Source organism: Bacteroides sp. CAG:189 (assembly GCF_000432295.1).
Classification (GTDB): Bacteria; Bacteroidota; Bacteroidia; order Bacteroidales; family Bacteroidaceae; genus Bacteroides; species Bacteroides salyersiae.
Genome location: NZ_HF991061.1, coordinates 30,446 through 45,528 on the forward strand (window position 1 = coordinate 30,446; position 15,083 = coordinate 45,528).

The 15,083-nt window shown below is 41.0% G+C and carries 14 protein-coding genes; 6 read left to right on the top strand and 8 right to left on the bottom strand.

Annotated features, from left to right (window positions below; translation table 11 throughout):
* Positions 1–5: 5 nt before the first annotated feature.
* From QVP90_RS08795 to QVP90_RS08810, 4 genes are all read right to left on the bottom strand, one after another.
* On the bottom strand, positions 6–644 hold the full coding sequence (locus tag QVP90_RS08795; RefSeq protein WP_025819030.1) for an MBL fold metallo-hydrolase: 639 nt from the start codon (positions 642–644) through the stop codon (positions 6–8).
* Positions 645–668: 24 nt separating this feature from the next.
* The gene (rsmG, locus tag QVP90_RS08800) at positions 669–1,289 is read right to left on the bottom strand and encodes a 16S rRNA (guanine(527)-N(7))-methyltransferase RsmG (RefSeq protein WP_021936200.1); all 621 of its coding nucleotides are present in this window, start codon (positions 1,287–1,289) and stop codon (positions 669–671) included.
* Between the two features lie 33 nt (positions 1,290–1,322).
* Positions 1,323–2,174: a DUF3298 and DUF4163 domain-containing protein gene (locus QVP90_RS08805; protein WP_005932130.1), complete on the bottom strand. Its 852-nt coding sequence runs from the start codon at positions 2,172–2,174 to the stop codon at positions 1,323–1,325.
* A gap of 209 nt (positions 2,175–2,383) precedes the next feature.
* On the bottom strand, positions 2,384–4,150 hold the full coding sequence (locus tag QVP90_RS08810) for a CotH kinase family protein (protein ID WP_021936201.1): 1,767 nt from the start codon (positions 4,148–4,150) through the stop codon (positions 2,384–2,386).
* 349 nt (positions 4,151–4,499) lie between these two features.
* On the opposite strand from QVP90_RS08810, the gene QVP90_RS08815 reads away from it, so the two are divergent.
* Positions 4,500–5,138 (top strand): hypothetical protein, encoded by a 639-nt coding sequence (locus QVP90_RS08815; RefSeq protein WP_007480856.1) that lies wholly within the window; start codon positions 4,500–4,502, stop codon positions 5,136–5,138.
* 242 nt (positions 5,139–5,380) lie between these two features.
* Here QVP90_RS08815 and QVP90_RS08820 read toward each other — a convergent pair whose 3' ends face one another.
* Together QVP90_RS08820 and QVP90_RS08825 are read right to left on the bottom strand one after the other, a co-directional pair.
* Positions 5,381–5,932: a PD-(D/E)XK nuclease family protein gene (locus tag QVP90_RS08820; protein WP_007480858.1), complete on the bottom strand. Its 552-nt coding sequence runs from the start codon at positions 5,930–5,932 to the stop codon at positions 5,381–5,383.
* A 161-nt stretch (positions 5,933–6,093) separates the two neighbouring features.
* The gene (locus tag QVP90_RS08825) at positions 6,094–6,978 is read right to left on the bottom strand and encodes a hypothetical protein (RefSeq protein WP_007480859.1); all 885 of its coding nucleotides are present in this window, start codon (positions 6,976–6,978) and stop codon (positions 6,094–6,096) included.
* A gap of 175 nt (positions 6,979–7,153) precedes the next feature.
* Between QVP90_RS08825 and QVP90_RS08830 the strand changes: the two genes are divergently transcribed.
* The 5 genes from QVP90_RS08830 to lipB all read left to right on the top strand — a co-directional run bounded on the left by QVP90_RS08830 (position 7,154) and on the right by lipB (position 13,534).
* Positions 7,154–7,549 (top strand): hypothetical protein, encoded by a 396-nt coding sequence (locus tag QVP90_RS08830; RefSeq protein ID WP_081504163.1) that lies wholly within the window; start codon positions 7,154–7,156, stop codon positions 7,547–7,549.
* A gap of 323 nt (positions 7,550–7,872) precedes the next feature.
* The gene (locus tag QVP90_RS08835; RefSeq protein WP_264381150.1) at positions 7,873–10,101 is read left to right on the top strand and encodes a TonB-dependent receptor; all 2,229 of its coding nucleotides are present in this window, start codon (positions 7,873–7,875) and stop codon (positions 10,099–10,101) included.
* 43 nt (positions 10,102–10,144) lie between these two features.
* A complete protein-coding gene (locus QVP90_RS08840) occupies positions 10,145–10,456 on the top strand; it encodes a heavy-metal-associated domain-containing protein (protein ID WP_005932120.1) in 312 nt (103 codons plus the stop codon).
* A gap of 97 nt (positions 10,457–10,553) precedes the next feature.
* On the top strand, positions 10,554–12,770 hold the full coding sequence (locus QVP90_RS08845; RefSeq protein ID WP_021936203.1) for a heavy metal translocating P-type ATPase: 2,217 nt from the start codon (positions 10,554–10,556) through the stop codon (positions 12,768–12,770).
* Between the two features lie 104 nt (positions 12,771–12,874).
* Entirely contained in the window at positions 12,875–13,534 is a 660-nt protein-coding gene (lipB, locus tag QVP90_RS08850; RefSeq protein ID WP_021936204.1) for a lipoyl(octanoyl) transferase LipB, read from the top strand.
* Positions 13,535–13,539: 5 nt separating this feature from the next.
* On the opposite strand, the gene QVP90_RS08855 is transcribed toward lipB, so the two are convergent.
* A complete protein-coding gene (locus tag QVP90_RS08855; RefSeq protein ID WP_025819033.1) occupies positions 13,540–14,235 on the bottom strand; it encodes an SGNH/GDSL hydrolase family protein in 696 nt (231 codons plus the stop codon).
* 68 nt (positions 14,236–14,303) lie between these two features.
* Entirely contained in the window at positions 14,304–15,083 is a 780-nt protein-coding gene (locus tag QVP90_RS08860; protein WP_130059038.1) for an N-acetylmuramoyl-L-alanine amidase-like domain-containing protein, read from the bottom strand.

Here is a 15,083-nt window from a genome sequence, read left to right on the forward strand (position 1 = left end):
AGCACTTAGCGGAAGAAAGGATTTTCCGCTTTCTCCATTCCAATAGTGGTAGGGGCACCATGTCCCGGATAGACCACTGTTTCATTGGGAAGCGTGAACAGGCGGCTGCAAATATGCTCTATCAGCTCATCGAAATTCCCTCCGGTCAAATCGGCCCGGCCGATACTTCCTTGAAACAGGACATCGCCCGAAAACATGCAATGATCCGCCTTGCAATAATATACCAGGCTACCCGGTGAATGTCCGGGCACATGAATCGCTTCCAGCGAGGTGTTGCCAAACGTAATGGTGTCTCCGTCGTAGAGGTATTTTCCCAACGGGACAGGAGGTTCCTGTAACTGGAATCCGAACATGCGGCTCTGCTTGGGCGCTTCTTCTATCCAATACTCATCTGCCTGATTGGCTTCGGCAGAAAGGCCGAATTCCTTTAGCATAAACGGATTTCCAAAAATATGATCCAGATGCAGGTGTGTGTTTAGTAAATGTTTTACAGTCAGTCCGTTGGCAATGATAAAGTTTTTCAATGCCTGTTTTTCTTCATCATAAAAACATCCCGGATCAATCACTACCGCTTCTTTTGTTTCATCCCACAGCACGTAGCAGTTTACGGGAAACATATTAAATTCAAATCTTTTTATTTTCATGGCTTTTTGATATTACGCATCTTTTTATACGGTTACATATACCACTTTTTTAGTTTGGAAGAATTCCTCTTCAAAATCCTCACTCAAGTTGTGTAGAGTCGTCTTATTCTTGAAAGGCATTGCTTCATGCTCGAGCTCTCCGCCTTTGAGACAGATTAAACCATTGGGCAATGCATTTTGTTGCCGGGGAGAGATGTTTTTCTTGATGATTTTAATCAGATCGCCCAATGGCATGACAGCACGGCTTACTACGAAATCGAACAACTGCTTTTCTTCTTCGGCGCGCGCATGGCGGAAAGTGACATTTTTTAGTCCGATAGCGTTGGCTACTTCAGTGGCTACACGCACCTTCTTGCCGATACTGTCTACAAGATGGAATTTTACTTCCGGAAAAAGTATGGCTAACGGGATACCCGGAAAACCTCCTCCCGTACCCAAATCCATGATACTGGTTCCGGGACGGAAATTGATTATTTTGGCAATACCGAGTGAATGTAACACATGATGTTCGTACAGATTCTCGATGTCTTTGCGGGAAATGACGTTTATCTTGGCATTCCAATCGATGTATAAGTCGTATAGGGCAGCGAATTGCCTGCGCTGTTCTTCCGTGAGATCGGGAAAATATTTGAGTATGATTTCCACTTCTTAAAAATATATGAGTTATAGGTTATGATTTTAATTTTTCAATTCTCCGACAACCGGGTTACTGCCTAACATATGTTCCAACATCTGAAACGGTATGGATACTGTAACCGGTCCCATTGCATACGGAGTAATATCATATACATTATAATAGAATGTAACACCGTCTTTGTCGAGATAGAAATTCTCTGTCGGCGCGATTTCTCCTGTCGAACCATATCCCATATCCTCCAGTTCAGCACGTGTCTTGGCTTCATTGTCCGCCATAAGCTGGTTCCAGATAAGGTCGGTAAGGGCCTCTTGGTATTCTCCCACAAAAACATCGTCCAAACGTAAGGGACGCATCAGCCCGAGATCCATGTTGAGAAATGTGGTCATATAGATCCCGTGTGCCCCTCCGGTATATTCATTATAATCTATGCGGTATACAAGCAGATTTTTTTCATACAACTGTACATGGCTTTCTATACCTTTATAATAAGAGTACCATGCACCTATAGACGATTCATCTTCTTTATCCTTTTCATCTTCCAGATACATCGGTTCCAAGTCACGACGATATTCCCGAATATAGGCTTCCGTATACTGTTTCACTACTTCTTTCGGGTTTTCTCCTATGTATTTTTCACCGAAGCAGGCAGATATAAAATATTTATTCAGGGTATCTTTCAGCAATTCATCCGATGCTTTGACCGGATAGGTAAAATCGATCACGAGGTTACAGGCCGGCTTGGCTGTATCACTAAAGAGATGCGCAGTTTCATTCACTTGTATGCTATCGAACTCTAACGAACCGGTATTCTTGTTCATCTTGTCACCACAAGAAAATAAAAAGCCACTTACAGCTACCATTATTGCAAGTAGGCTGACATATTGTTTTTTCATAAGGGTTTCTTCTTTAAATTCAACATTTGTATCGTTATTCCCTATCGACAAATATAGAACATATTAACGAATACAACGAATAAAAAAGAAAAAAATAACGCCCTCTGAAAGTAAAATCTCTCATTCACAGCAGAGAGATGATGGAACTTGCGGAGGGCGTTGGAAAGTTCATAACAATGGTTTGAATAAAGAATATATAGATTCGATTATCACAATTCCGAGAAAGCACTTTCGAGCCATGCCAAACGTTTACTCAACCATTGCTTCAGATACTGCACTTCATTATTATAAGATCCCCAAACCGCATAGTTAGGCCACGTCTGTTCGTATAGCGTATTCCATTTCGCATTGTTTTCAATAACAGAAAACTTCAAATAAGTTGCATTTTCGTTAATATTAGTCAGCATATCATTTTCTTTGGATTTGAAGTATGCAAACCGTTCTTTTACCAATGCCACAAAAGAAGGATCTTCGAACATTCGGGAAAACCAAGTTACTTTCTTCTTTATCCAAAACCCTTCGTAGCTTTGATTGTCATTATAGTTAACATTGCCTAATGCAATATCATAATCCCATAATGGTCCCATTTTTAGCTTTCCTCCCGGAGTAATGTTTAAATAACAACTACTGAAGAAACATGCATCATTATTCTTCGTTATTTCATTAATCAAATACCAATCGACAAAGCTCACTTTATCAAAGTAATTGGCATACCCTTCAGTTTCATCTAAAAAATTACTTCCCAATAATGCTTCTTCCGCTTTATTTACATAATCAGATATCCATTTATGACGCTCTCCATTTTTTTCTATATCGGGATCTTTGACACAAAACGTCAAATTCTTCGTTTTGAATGATATGTCTTCCGGGCCGATCCTGTCAGGTTGATCTATTTCCATTAAGTATCCATCGTCTGTAATGTTGACTCTCGAATCTGCTATTTTTATTTTCTCACACAATTGGTAAGTACCACAATATACTTCATTCATGAATAATTCTACAAAGTGAGTCCTTGGTGTCCATTCCAAATTACTGATTCTTCCCATAAAGAAACTTGCTTCATTTCGCAGATTGGTTTTATCCGTGTAATTGGCCAATAACACCCATGATTTATCTTTTGGTTCACCCAACAGCGAAGTCTTTTTATCAAATTTCAACGCATATGGTTTCTTAGGCAGCGACCAAGTAGAATTTCCTCTTCCTTTAATTGTTACATCGCTCTCGAATATTTCTCCCGAGCGGGTATAGATATCCTCTACAATTCGTAGATGTGCGTTGACATATTCTTCTTTGGAAGTAATTTCTGTATCATTTTCCGTATTGATATACATCACAGGCAATCCCGTGAAAGCGTATACTAAAACTTTGTATTCTTTCGTTTTTCCTTCAGTGTTTTCTATTGTGATGTTCAAAGGCGAAGAAAAGTTAAGTCCTTCCATGTTTTCCGGTACTTTTACCCATGTCTTTTCATTGTCCAATTTTATGGTAGGAATTAATTGTTTGTGAGGTAACACATATGGAACATGTGCGGAGATAGTTCCGTCTTTATTAATTGTTGCAACAATATCGGAAATTAATAACTGAGGATTTTTATCCGCTTCGAAAACAAATGACGTGATACAGGGCTCATTACTTACAGATGCCTTTTGGGTGATTAAAATAGTCTGTATAATTTCTGACCCCGGTATGGTAAAGATTATTTTGGAAGTTCTTTCTTGGGATAGAGGATTTGGGTCGCATATAAAACTTTTTATATTAAACTGTTCCGATCTTGTATTTACAGAATGCAACCATTCTTTTTTTTCAATATCAATGCTTGGTTCCATACTGGATTGCAGAATGATATCGACAATCCCGCCTGTACTTTCTACTGTATATTCCTTCTTAGGTATATTGATTATAATATCCGGATCGTCCTCGTTTTGACATGAAAATAAAATTCCAATAAAAAGAAATAGAAGATGTAATTTTTTCATAAGTATTATTTTAATAGTTCTTGATTGACAATGTGAGAATATAAATTTACTACGTTTATTTGCAAAGCTACAAAAACTATTAATATTAGAAAATAATAATGAAACATATTATTACCAAAAGAGAATAATGCAATTTATATGGGTATGTACCGTGTTTCTGTAAACATAGTTGGTGTTATATGATTATAGAGAATATGACCAACCTGCCTTTATCGTATTTCACCGATCAAGTAATTTAGAGAATACTGTAAAAAAGGTCAGGACTATGCTACAATTTTTCATACTGTTATGGTAGTTTTGTAAAATAAGAAAAGAGTAGTAGTATTAATGGTATAACAGAATTGAAAATATGATGAAGTACAACGAATATCCCATAAAGAAGCTCGAAGATACTATTCTTCTTAGTTATAACGGCCCATTTAAAAAGCATCATAACTATACAGATGAAGCATGTCTACTTGAGTTGCGCAAGGATATCCTCAACCACTATGCCTTGCGATGCCAAGCAGAATTGTTACCAACAATCGTTGAATTCAATGATACCCTAAGAAGTGCTTTGCAAGAGATGTATGAACGTGCTCACTACATTTGGAATGACATAAAAGACAGAAATGATTACGATGAATTTGTTAGATTGACTGCAGAATGCTATTTGAGTGATGACTATCCCCAATCACATCCCGTGCAGGGTGAAGACCGCCAAAGGTTGTGGGAAGCTATTTGTGATTCCGGATGGAATTCATTATATAAATCCGGAGTGACTCAAGCTTTGGTTTTACCATTTGATTTGGAGGAGTCTTTTGAATCTTTCATCGGTATGAATTGTACACCACCCAACTGGAATGAAGGACTTGATCGTGAACTAACAAAGGACTTGCAGCTAATCAATGCATTTCATAATCTCTTTGATCATACAAACTTTGCCCTTACCGATTTTATTTATGTCAGGAAATTTAATACTGAAATTAAAATAGAAATTAATAAATAGAAGCAATGTTACTGCCGGAAAAATAATCGGCAAACAGTCAAAGAAAAAATAAATCAAAGGAGAAGACAATACTTATAAATGCAATGCTTCTCCTCTTATTTTATACGAATCGGATTAATATTGTTTTTCAACGTTGTATTACTATAATATTACTGCATAATATCCGTAACATAACTACATAATGGCTACCACGTTACGGCATAGTGCTTTGTTATAATATCACAAATAGAGACTATATCTGTTTACCATTCCCTTAACCAAAATTCATTGAATATGTCGCTTTCGGAATCTTTCCCCCGATCATTAGGAAACAAGTCCAGTATAGGAAAGCAAATAAATCCATTTTCGCTACAATCGTGCCGTAACTGTTCGGAAGGAGATTCATGACAGGTTATTAATACATAATGTAGACAAAAATTTCCGTCTTTATAGGCTTCATCAAATATTTGGCGATAACGTTTCAATTGATCATCGTGAGTTGGGGTGTATATTTTGTTTTCTATCAAAATAGCATGCCATTCTGGTTTTCCATTAATACTCAGTTTAATGTTAGTATGCAAATCAATATGCTCCCATTGTTTCCAAGTTTCAACGCTGCAAACTTCAATGTTATCATACTCTTTTATGTCTAACAGGCGAAATAAAATTTCCCGGCAATAATTGTATAAGATTGTTTTCTCATTAGCATACGCAGAAGACGCGCGTCGCAAAGTCCATGAAAGAATAAAATCCAGCATTGTTTCTTTCTGGCAATCTCCGTAAGAAGAGTCTTTCATTAATAAAGATACATTCATGTTTGTTTATATTTAGAACCTGCCTATTCTTACGGGGTTAGGCTTTCCGGCTGCTAATATAAAAGAAAAAGATGCAGCATTTTCCTTTTCCTCCTTTCCTTTAAAAGCAAAGGAAATAATTTAATGTGCTAAAATATCACATAAGCTATAAAATTATTATTTTATTTCTCATTTTTTTCAAATCCGGAAGCCACAACGGTTACTTTAACCGCATTCTCTGATATGTTGTTCGAACCACGTTCAAATCCGAAAGTTGTCTCCACTAAAGACATCGTTTCTATGAAATGTTTTATCGTATCCATATCTTTTAACAAAGAAACATTTTCCTCCTTGCCATAAGTGAAGTTGAGTAATAAACGCTTTGCTTCCGATATATCAAGGCCATCGCACAGGGGTAATTTTAATGCATCTTGAATAGCATTTTCTATCCGTTTTCTCCCTTTACCTATCCCTGAACTTACAAAGCCTAATCCTCCTCCTTTCAAAGCCCAGTTTATATCTACAAAATCCATAGCAACCATGTTGTTTCTTGTGATGATATTCACTATATCACCTATGATTGTCAATACGTGTTGGTTAATTATGTTCTGAATCTTAAAATCGGCTCCTAAAGAAGATACGATAGATTTGCCATGAATTATTTGTAGAGAATCGGTATACTGCATTACGTTTTTTATGGATTTATTCTGTTCTAAGATTTTCCCGTCTGTGGTATCATACGAAGGAGGAATAATTAAAATTCCGACTGTTGTAACATTAAGTTCCTTTGCAACACGTGCTATAACCGGAATCGTCTCCATTCCAATTACTTCATCCATATATGCTATGATGAATAAGATTTTTGAAAATTGTATCTCTATAGAAATATCCTCATACTTGTCCAAAGCAATAACATTTGCATCGTATGTGGCAAACGAAATATTTTCCAGTCTTACCTGCCGTATGAAACGCACGATGCCACAACCGCCGCTTCCGATACCTATGACTTTGATTAAGTTCTCCTGAACCGAAGAATTTATCGGAGAAGAAAAAGCATTGCTATCCATTAGCCTCTGTTTTGAATTTTATATATTTCCATTTCTTTTTGCAAATAAACAGATAGGATATGCCAAAACATTTCATAATAATCATATAATTTTTATTAACCTCATGAGAGCTGCATAACCTTTTATCTTCATTTTGATTCGAATTTCATCTTTTATTTCTATCTTTGCAACCGATATGAAGAGATTCCGTTACATATTTGCTGTAATACTTTCCCTGACAATCATATATGTCGGGGCAGGAGTTTCTGTTATTGATTATTGCTGCGCTGCATGCGAAACCGCACAAAACTGTTGCAGTAATGGTTGTCCCAAATGCCGTAAGTCTCATCAACAGTCAGATAAATCATGTAAAGAAGAGGGATGCACAGCCACGATCTATAAGGTAGATCTGATGAAGCATTCATGTGAAGCTTCCGTCAGCGTTCCTGTCATGCAATTATTCTGTGAGTTATTACCTCAATTTCGCAGTATATTGTTTATGGGAGAGTGGCAGGAGACATCCTACAACGTTCCTCCACATCCTGTCAGTTCGCGACATTATCTGGCTTTATATTCTGTCCTGCTTATTTAGACTCCAAGTGTGCTAAGAAAGGAATGCATGAGAATAGTATTCAATGATACTGTTTTCATTATTTCTAATACCTATTTCTTTATATCTTAAGATTCAAAACATCCCCATGTTTTCATTAAGAACATCCCCATGTTGTGTACAAGAACATCCGGATGTTGTACATGAGAACATCCCCATGTTTTCTGATTATATCTTATACTTTGAAGAGTCGGGATATTTATATCTGAGATATGAAGAGTAATATTAATCCATAGATAAGTAATATACCATTGTGCAACCCTGTTGCACTGGTTATCGTGTAATTTTGCATCATGAAACAATTTATGTATATAAAATATATATTCTTATTTCTTGCTTTCTTTACTTTCTATACTGCGCAGGCACAAGTAAAAGGAATTGTAAAAGACAATACCGGAGAACCTATCCCCGGTGCCAATGTGTTTTGGATGAATACCACGAATGGCGTAACAACTGCTGAAGACGGCCGGTTCTCGATATCCAAACCGGCAAAGAGCCATATACTTGTGGTCAGCTTTATCGGTTTCGAAAATGATACGATCCACGTCAGTGATAAAAATCAGGAACTTGATATTGTGCTCCGCGAGGGGGTGGAGTTGAATGAAGTCAATATCGTAAGCAGAAAACTCGGAACGATGAAATTGCGGAACAGTGTTATGAACGAAGATATCATCAGTAGCGCCGAACTCACCCGTGCGGCTTGCTGTAATCTTGGCGAGAGCTTCGTTACCAACCCCTCGGTAGACGTCAGTTATTCCGATGCGGCAACGGGAGCCAAGCAGATTAAGTTATTGGGGCTTTCGGGTACGTATGTACAGATGATGACGGAAAACATCCCTAATTACAGAGGAGCTGCGGCACCGTATGGTCTCGGATATGTACCAGGACCCTGGATGCAAAGTATTCAGGTTAGCAAAGGCAGCTCATCGGTTAAGAACGGGTACGAATCGATCACAGGGCAGATAAACGTAGAGTTCAAAAAACCTCAACTTCCGGATGCCGACTGGGTATCAGCCAATCTTTTTGCCAGCAGTACCGCCCGTTATGAAGCGAATGCCGACGCTACGGTAAAACTTTCCAGACGATGGAGCACCTTATTGCTTGCACATTATGAGAATGAAACCAAAACACATGACAGCAATGACGATGGCTTTGTCGATATTCCCCGTGTGGAGCAGTATAATTTGTGGAATCGTTGGGCATATATGGGCGACCGTTATGTGTTTCAGGCAGGTATCAAGGGTATGTCGGAACAGCGTAACAGCGGACAGGCCGGACATAATGACCAACCGGCACACGATCTCTATGAGATAGGTATCAAAACCAACCGTTACGAAGCCTTCACTAAGAACGCTTACATCTTTGATAAGGAGAAGAATACCAATCTCGCCCTTATCCTGCAAGGGACGATTCATAATCAGGATGCCGTATACGGGCATAAACTTTACGATGTGGATCAGAGCAATGTGTACGCATCTTTATTGTTTGAGACCGAATTCAGTAAGCAGCACAGCCTTTCTACCGGATTGAGTTTCAATTACGATGGATACGACCAGCATTATCGCCTGACCAACAATACGGAGTCGGGATTAACAAACGCATTCGTAAAAGAATCTGTTCCGGGGGCATACATTCAGTATACTTTCAATTTGAACGATAAACTGATGCTGATGGGAGGAATACGCGGCGACCACAGCAGCGAGCACGGGTTCTTTATCACTCCCCGTGCACATATCAAGTACAATCCGAATGAGTATCTGCACATGCGTCTCTCGGCCGGAAAAGGCTACCGGACCAATCATGTACTTGCAGAAAATAATTATCTGCTTGCCAGTAGCCGTAAAGTGAAAATAGCCGGTCATCTCGATCAGGAAGAAGCCTGGAATTATGGAGCAAGTGTTTCAACTTACATTCCCCTTTTTGGCAAGACGCTGAATATCAACGCAGAATATTATTATACTGATTTTCAGAAACAAGTGGTAGTGGATATGGATACGAATCCTCATGAAGTGTCGTTTTACAACCTGAATGGGCGTTCTTATTCACAAGTATTGCAGGTAGAGGCGAATTATCCGCTCTTCAAAGGTTTTACTCTGACTGCGGCTTACCGCCTGACGGATGCGAAGACCACTTATAACGGAGAATTGCTGGAGAAACCTTTGACCGGAAAATATAAAGGGCTTCTGACAGCTTCTTATCAGACGCCGTTGGGATTATGGCAGTTTGATGCAACACTCCAACTGAACGGCGGCGGAAGAATGCCGAATCCGTATACCCTGACAGATGGCGGACTGTCATGGGAAAAACGGTATGGCAGCTTTGAACAATTGAGTGCGCAGGTGACCCGTTATTTCCGCCGTTGGTCCATCTACGTAGGAGGAGAGAACCTTACTAATTTTAAGCAGAAGAATCCGATCATAGATGCGGCAAATCCTTGGGGAGATAATTTTGATTCTACTATGATATGGGGGCCGATGCATGGTGCAAAAGCCTATATCGGCATCAGATTTAATCTGGCAAGAAACAGTGAATGAAATTAAAAAGTAATATTATTAATTATAAATTGGAGGAAAAAATATGAAAACAAAAAGAATGTTGACAGCCTTGGTGATAACATTATTGAGCGTAACAGCCGTTATGGCCAAAGACATCCGTACAGCAGTATTCAAAGTATCACAGATGCATTGTGAAAATTGTGAACGGAAAGTGAAGAATAATATCAAGTTTGAGAAAGGAGTAAAGGAGTTCTCTACGGACTTGAAAACAAGGACGGTGTCCATTACCTACGATGCTGACAAAACAAATGTAGAGAAACTCAAGGCCGGTTTCAAGAAATTCAATTACGAAGCGGAATTTGTAGAAGAAACAAAGCAGGCGGAAAAGAAGTAATTTGAACAAACGGCCCGTAAATGTTGTTTATTTAGTAATGAGTGAATAGCAGCCAATGCTTATCACTCATCACTAACCACTAATCACTAAATAAATTATGGGTACTATTACAAAGAAGGCATTTCCCGTACTGAACATGCACTGTGCGGGATGTGCCAATAATGTTGAAAAAACAGTTCGCAAGCTGCCGGGCATTGTAGATGCTTCAGTAAATCTTGCCACCAATACACTCTCCGTTTCGTATGAAGCCGACAAACTGGCTCCCGGAGAGATCCGGGCGGCTGTGCTTTCCGGAGGGTACGACCTTATCATAGAAGAAGAAAACCTGAAAGAGGAACGGCGCGAGGAAGCACAACACCAGCACTATCGCAAGCTGAAAATGCAGGTCGTCGGTGCTTGGGTATTCGCTGTTCCGATGTTGCTTTTGTCTATGGTCTTCATGCATGTGCCATATTCAAGCGAAATACAGCTATTACTGACCCTTGCGGTGATGATTCTTTTCGGCGGTTCGTTTTACACGGGCGCATGGAAGCAGGCGAAGTTAGGACGTAGTAACATGGATACGTTAGTAGCCCTTAGCACGTCCATCGCATTTCTGTTCAGTGCATTCAATACTTTCTTTCCGGAGTTCTGGTATAGTCGCGGCTTGGAGCCGCATGTCTATTACGAGGCTTCCGTAGTTATTATTGCTTTCGTGCTGACCGGCAAATTAATGGAAGAGCGTGCAAAAGGCAACACAACTGCTGCGATTAAAAAGCTCATGGGGTTGCAGCCGAAAGTTGCACGCGTATTACGCAATGGAATTGAGGAAGAAATCTTAATCGACCAGTTACAGGTTGACGATCTGGTAGTTGTCCGCCCCGGCGAACAGATTCCGGTAGATGGGGTTCTTGCCGAAGGAGATTCTTTTGTGGATGAAAGCATGATTAGCGGTGAACCGATTCCGGTAGATAAGAAGAAGGGAGATAAAGTGCTTGCCGGTACCATCAATCAACGTGGCTCGTTCATCATCAAGGCATCACAGGTAGGCAGTGAAACGGTTCTTGCCCGCATCATCCGCATGGTGCAGGAAGCACAGGGAAGTAAAGCCCCCGTACAGCGTATTGTCGACCGTGTGACGGGTATCTTCGTTCCGGTGGTGCTTGGCATCGCCGTACTGACTTTCGTACTTTGGATGGTAATAGGCGGAACGGAATATTTCTCATATGCCATGCTATCTGCCGTTTCCGTATTGGTGATTGCTTGTCCGTGCGCTTTGGGACTGGCCACGCCTACTGCCCTGATGGTAGGTATCGGCAAAGCGGCCAGCCAGCATATCTTGATAAAAGATGCCGTCGCTCTGGAACAGATGCGGAAAGTAAATGTCGTGGTACTCGATAAAACCGGAACATTGACCGAAGGCCATCCTACTGTCAGTGGTTGGCTATGGGCGCAGACTCAGGAAGAGTGTTTCAAGAATGTACTTCTCGCTGCCGAGCTGAAGTCGGAACATCCTCTTGCCGGAGCAATCGTTGCATCTTTGAAAGACGAAGAGAAGGTAGTGCCGGCACCGCTCGAAAGCTTTGAAAGCATCACCGGAAAAGGAATTAAGGTTGTCTATGAAGGTGATCTGTTCTGGGTAGGCAGTCATAAGCTGTTGAAGGATTTCGATGCTGTCGTAACGGATGTTATGGCCGATATGTTGGTGCAATATGAATCCGAAGGAAACGGCATCATTTACTTTGGCCGCCGGAATCAACTATTAGCCATCATCGCTGTCACCGATCCTGTCAAGTCCACCTCTGCCGAAGCTGTGAAAGAACTGAGACGGCAAGGAATCGACATTTGCATGCTGACCGGCGACGGGCAACGTACAGCCCTGGCTGTGGCAGGGAAATTGGGTATCGACCGTTTTGTAGCCGATGCGTTGCCGGATGACAAAGAAGACTTTATCCGCGAATTGCAGTTGCAGGGAAAGACTGTGGCAATGGTGGGGGATGGCATCAATGATTCGCAAGCATTGGCACTGGCCGATGTCAGCATCGCTATGGGGAAAGGTACCGATATTGCCATGGATGTAGCTATGGTTACACTGATGACTTCCGATCTTCTATTGTTACCGAAAGCATTCGATCTGTCCAAACAGACCGTAAAGCTCATTCATCAGAACCTGTTTTGGGCGTTTATCTATAATCTCATAGGAATTCCCATTGCAGCAGGCGTACTTTTTCCTCTGAACGGGCTACTCTTGAATCCAATGCTGGCAAGTGCGGCTATGGCATTTTCAAGTGTGAGTGTCGTTCTGAATTCACTTAGCTTAGGAAGAAGGAAATGACTTATGAATGATGATTTATGAATTATTTTCCCGGCATGCTGCTTTTTTGCAGTATAATTTGTAAATTGCAGGGCATAAATTATAATTCATAAATCATCATTCAAATGTTCTTTTCCGATTGGGGACTTATTCCGTATGCCGAAGCCTGGCAACGACAGACTGAATGGTTTGATTCTCTGATTCAAGCCAAGCAGAATAACGACGTATATGAAAACCATATTGTCTTTTGTGAACATCCGCATGTGTATACGTTAGGACGTAGCGGAAAGGAGAATAATATGTTATTGAGCGAAGCGCAATTGGAAAAAATAGGGGCGACGCTTTATCATATCGATCGGGGAGGAGATATTACCTATCACGGTCCGGGACAATTGGTCTGTTATCCCATTCTTAATCTTGAAGAGTTCGGTCTCGGCCTGAAAGAGTACGTGCATCTGCTGGAAGAGGCGGTTATCCGCGTGTGTGCCTCTTATGGAATCAAGACGGGAAGGCTGGCAAAAGCCACCGGTGTGTGGTTGGAAGGAGATACTGCCCGGGCACGCAAGATTTGTGCGATCGGAGTAAGGAGCAGCCATTATGTCACGATGCATGGCCTTGCCTTGAATGTGAATACCGACTTACGTTATTTCTGTTACATCCATCCCTGCGGATTTATAGACAAAGGCGTCACTTCACTGCGCCAGGAACTGGGAGGAGAACTCCCGATGTCCGAAGTGAAGCAACGCCTTGAACTTGAATTAAGCAGGTTGCTTACGCGAAAATAAGCTGACTATTTCAGTGCTTTTGCAATCGCTTTTTCAACCATCGGTTGCATGATTTCGTACCCTTTTTTATTGGGATGCACCCCGTCTTTTGACAGATCGGAGGGAAGTCCGTTCCTGTCGTCAGCCATTGCGGAGAAATAATCCACATAAATGAACTTGTTCTTTTCGGCATAGGCCTTGATCCATTTGTTCAGTTCCGGAATCTTGACGTTGGGTTCCATACCCGGCCGCCATGGATAATCGAAGGCAGGCAACACAGAACAGAGGATTACTTTGATACCGTTTGCCTTTGCCAACTGGGCCATAGATGCCAGATTGTCTTCTATCATTTCGAGCGTAGAGGGGCCTGTATTTCCGGCGATATCATTGGTACCGGCAAGAATCACTACTGCTTTGGGTTGCAGATCGATCACATCCTGACGGAAACGCAGCAACATCTGTGGAGTTGTCTGCCCGCTGATGCCCCGGTTGATATAGGGACGATCCTTGAAAAATTCCGGACAATTGTTCAACCACCCGATGGTGATGGAATTACCCATAAATACTACGCGCTTTTCTCCTTTGGCAGGAGCGCCCAATGCTGCGTTGTCATTTTGAAATTGTTTTAAATTGGCCCAATCCTGCGCAGGCAGATTGCCGGCCAGTAAGAACAGGCTGATAAATAAAAGATAAATAGTCCTCATCACTTTTGTCGTTTCCATTGTTTTTGTTGCTTCCATTTTTTTTGTCGTTTTCATTTTTCCATTCACTCTTTAATTCATTCTTTCTTTCATTTTTTCATTCTTATTACCCGTATTCCCGTCCATTTTTTATTACGGTCGAGCAAGCGGCTTAATGCAAGTTTATCTACTAATACTTTCCCTCTTGAAGAAGAGGCATGAAGCAGGCACAAAGTGTCTTTCACATAGATGGCAATCCCCATATGCGCTGTATCCAATCCCGGTATGTTTGTAGTCAGAACGATGATGTCTCCACTCTTTATCCAGGGGAGTCCGTTTACGGGCAGTTTATCTTTGGGCAGCCAATGTATTTCCTGTCCCGACAATGCTTTCTCATACTCTGCCATTTTCGTCACATTTTCCGGAGAATTGCTCAGATGTTTGTATAATTCCGGATGGGAAGACATGTACGAAAGCGATAATTTCTGGGTATACGGACTATTGGCTGCCGTAACATCTTCCATGAATCCGCCGCGTACCCCGTTGTTGATCCAATCGGAAGTGTAGTGCAGACGGGAAGTATACCCGTCTATTTTTCCTTCACGATAGCGGATACGTTGCAGATTAGCCGCAAAATCACTTTCGCTCATCTTGTTTCCCGATGCCGAAGGAAGAGACAGAGCAAGGACATATTCTACGAAAGTAGTACAATCCACTTCATCACAATTGATGACTAAATCTTCTTCACCATCCGTTTCAAGAGTATGAGCTACATAAGGAACATCTATAAAAGTTTGGGCATTAGCCAACATCGGATTTGCTTCCTGTTGTGCTTTTGCCTGGCTGCCTATAAAACAGGCAGCCAGCAAAAAGGTTGGGATCGTTTTCAT

What these genes read in the sequence shown, in the direction of transcription:
- QVP90_RS08795 (WP_025819030.1), bottom strand. Translation starts at nt 644, where the DNA reads ATGAAAATAAAAAGATTTGAATTTAATATGTTTCCCGTAAACTGCTAC.
- QVP90_RS08805 (WP_005932130.1), bottom strand. Translation starts at nt 2,174, where the DNA reads ATGAAAAAACAATATGTCAGCCTACTTGCAATAATGGTAGCTGTAAGT.
- QVP90_RS08810 (WP_021936201.1), bottom strand. Translation starts at nt 4,150, where the DNA reads ATGAAAAAATTACATCTTCTATTTCTTTTTATTGGAATTTTATTTTCA.
- QVP90_RS08815 (WP_007480856.1), top strand. Translation starts at nt 4,500, where the DNA reads ATGATGAAGTACAACGAATATCCCATAAAGAAGCTCGAAGATACTATT.
- QVP90_RS08820 (WP_007480858.1), bottom strand. Translation starts at nt 5,932, where the DNA reads ATGAATGTATCTTTATTAATGAAAGACTCTTCTTACGGAGATTGCCAG.
- QVP90_RS08825 (WP_007480859.1), bottom strand. Translation starts at nt 6,978, where the DNA reads ATGGATAGCAATGCTTTTTCTTCTCCGATAAATTCTTCGGTTCAGGAG.
- QVP90_RS08830 (WP_081504163.1), top strand. Translation starts at nt 7,154, where the DNA reads ATGAAGAGATTCCGTTACATATTTGCTGTAATACTTTCCCTGACAATC.
- QVP90_RS08835 (WP_264381150.1), top strand. Translation starts at nt 7,873, where the DNA reads ATGTATATAAAATATATATTCTTATTTCTTGCTTTCTTTACTTTCTAT.
- QVP90_RS08840 (WP_005932120.1), top strand. Translation starts at nt 10,145, where the DNA reads ATGAAAACAAAAAGAATGTTGACAGCCTTGGTGATAACATTATTGAGC.
- QVP90_RS08845 (WP_021936203.1), top strand. Translation starts at nt 10,554, where the DNA reads ATGGGTACTATTACAAAGAAGGCATTTCCCGTACTGAACATGCACTGT.
- lipB (WP_021936204.1), top strand. Translation starts at nt 12,875, where the DNA reads ATGTTCTTTTCCGATTGGGGACTTATTCCGTATGCCGAAGCCTGGCAA.
- QVP90_RS08855 (WP_025819033.1), bottom strand. Translation starts at nt 14,235, where the DNA reads ATGGAAACGACAAAAGTGATGAGGACTATTTATCTTTTATTTATCAGC.
- QVP90_RS08860 (WP_130059038.1), bottom strand. Translation starts at nt 15,083, where the DNA reads ATGAAAACGATCCCAACCTTTTTGCTGGCTGCCTGTTTTATAGGCAGC.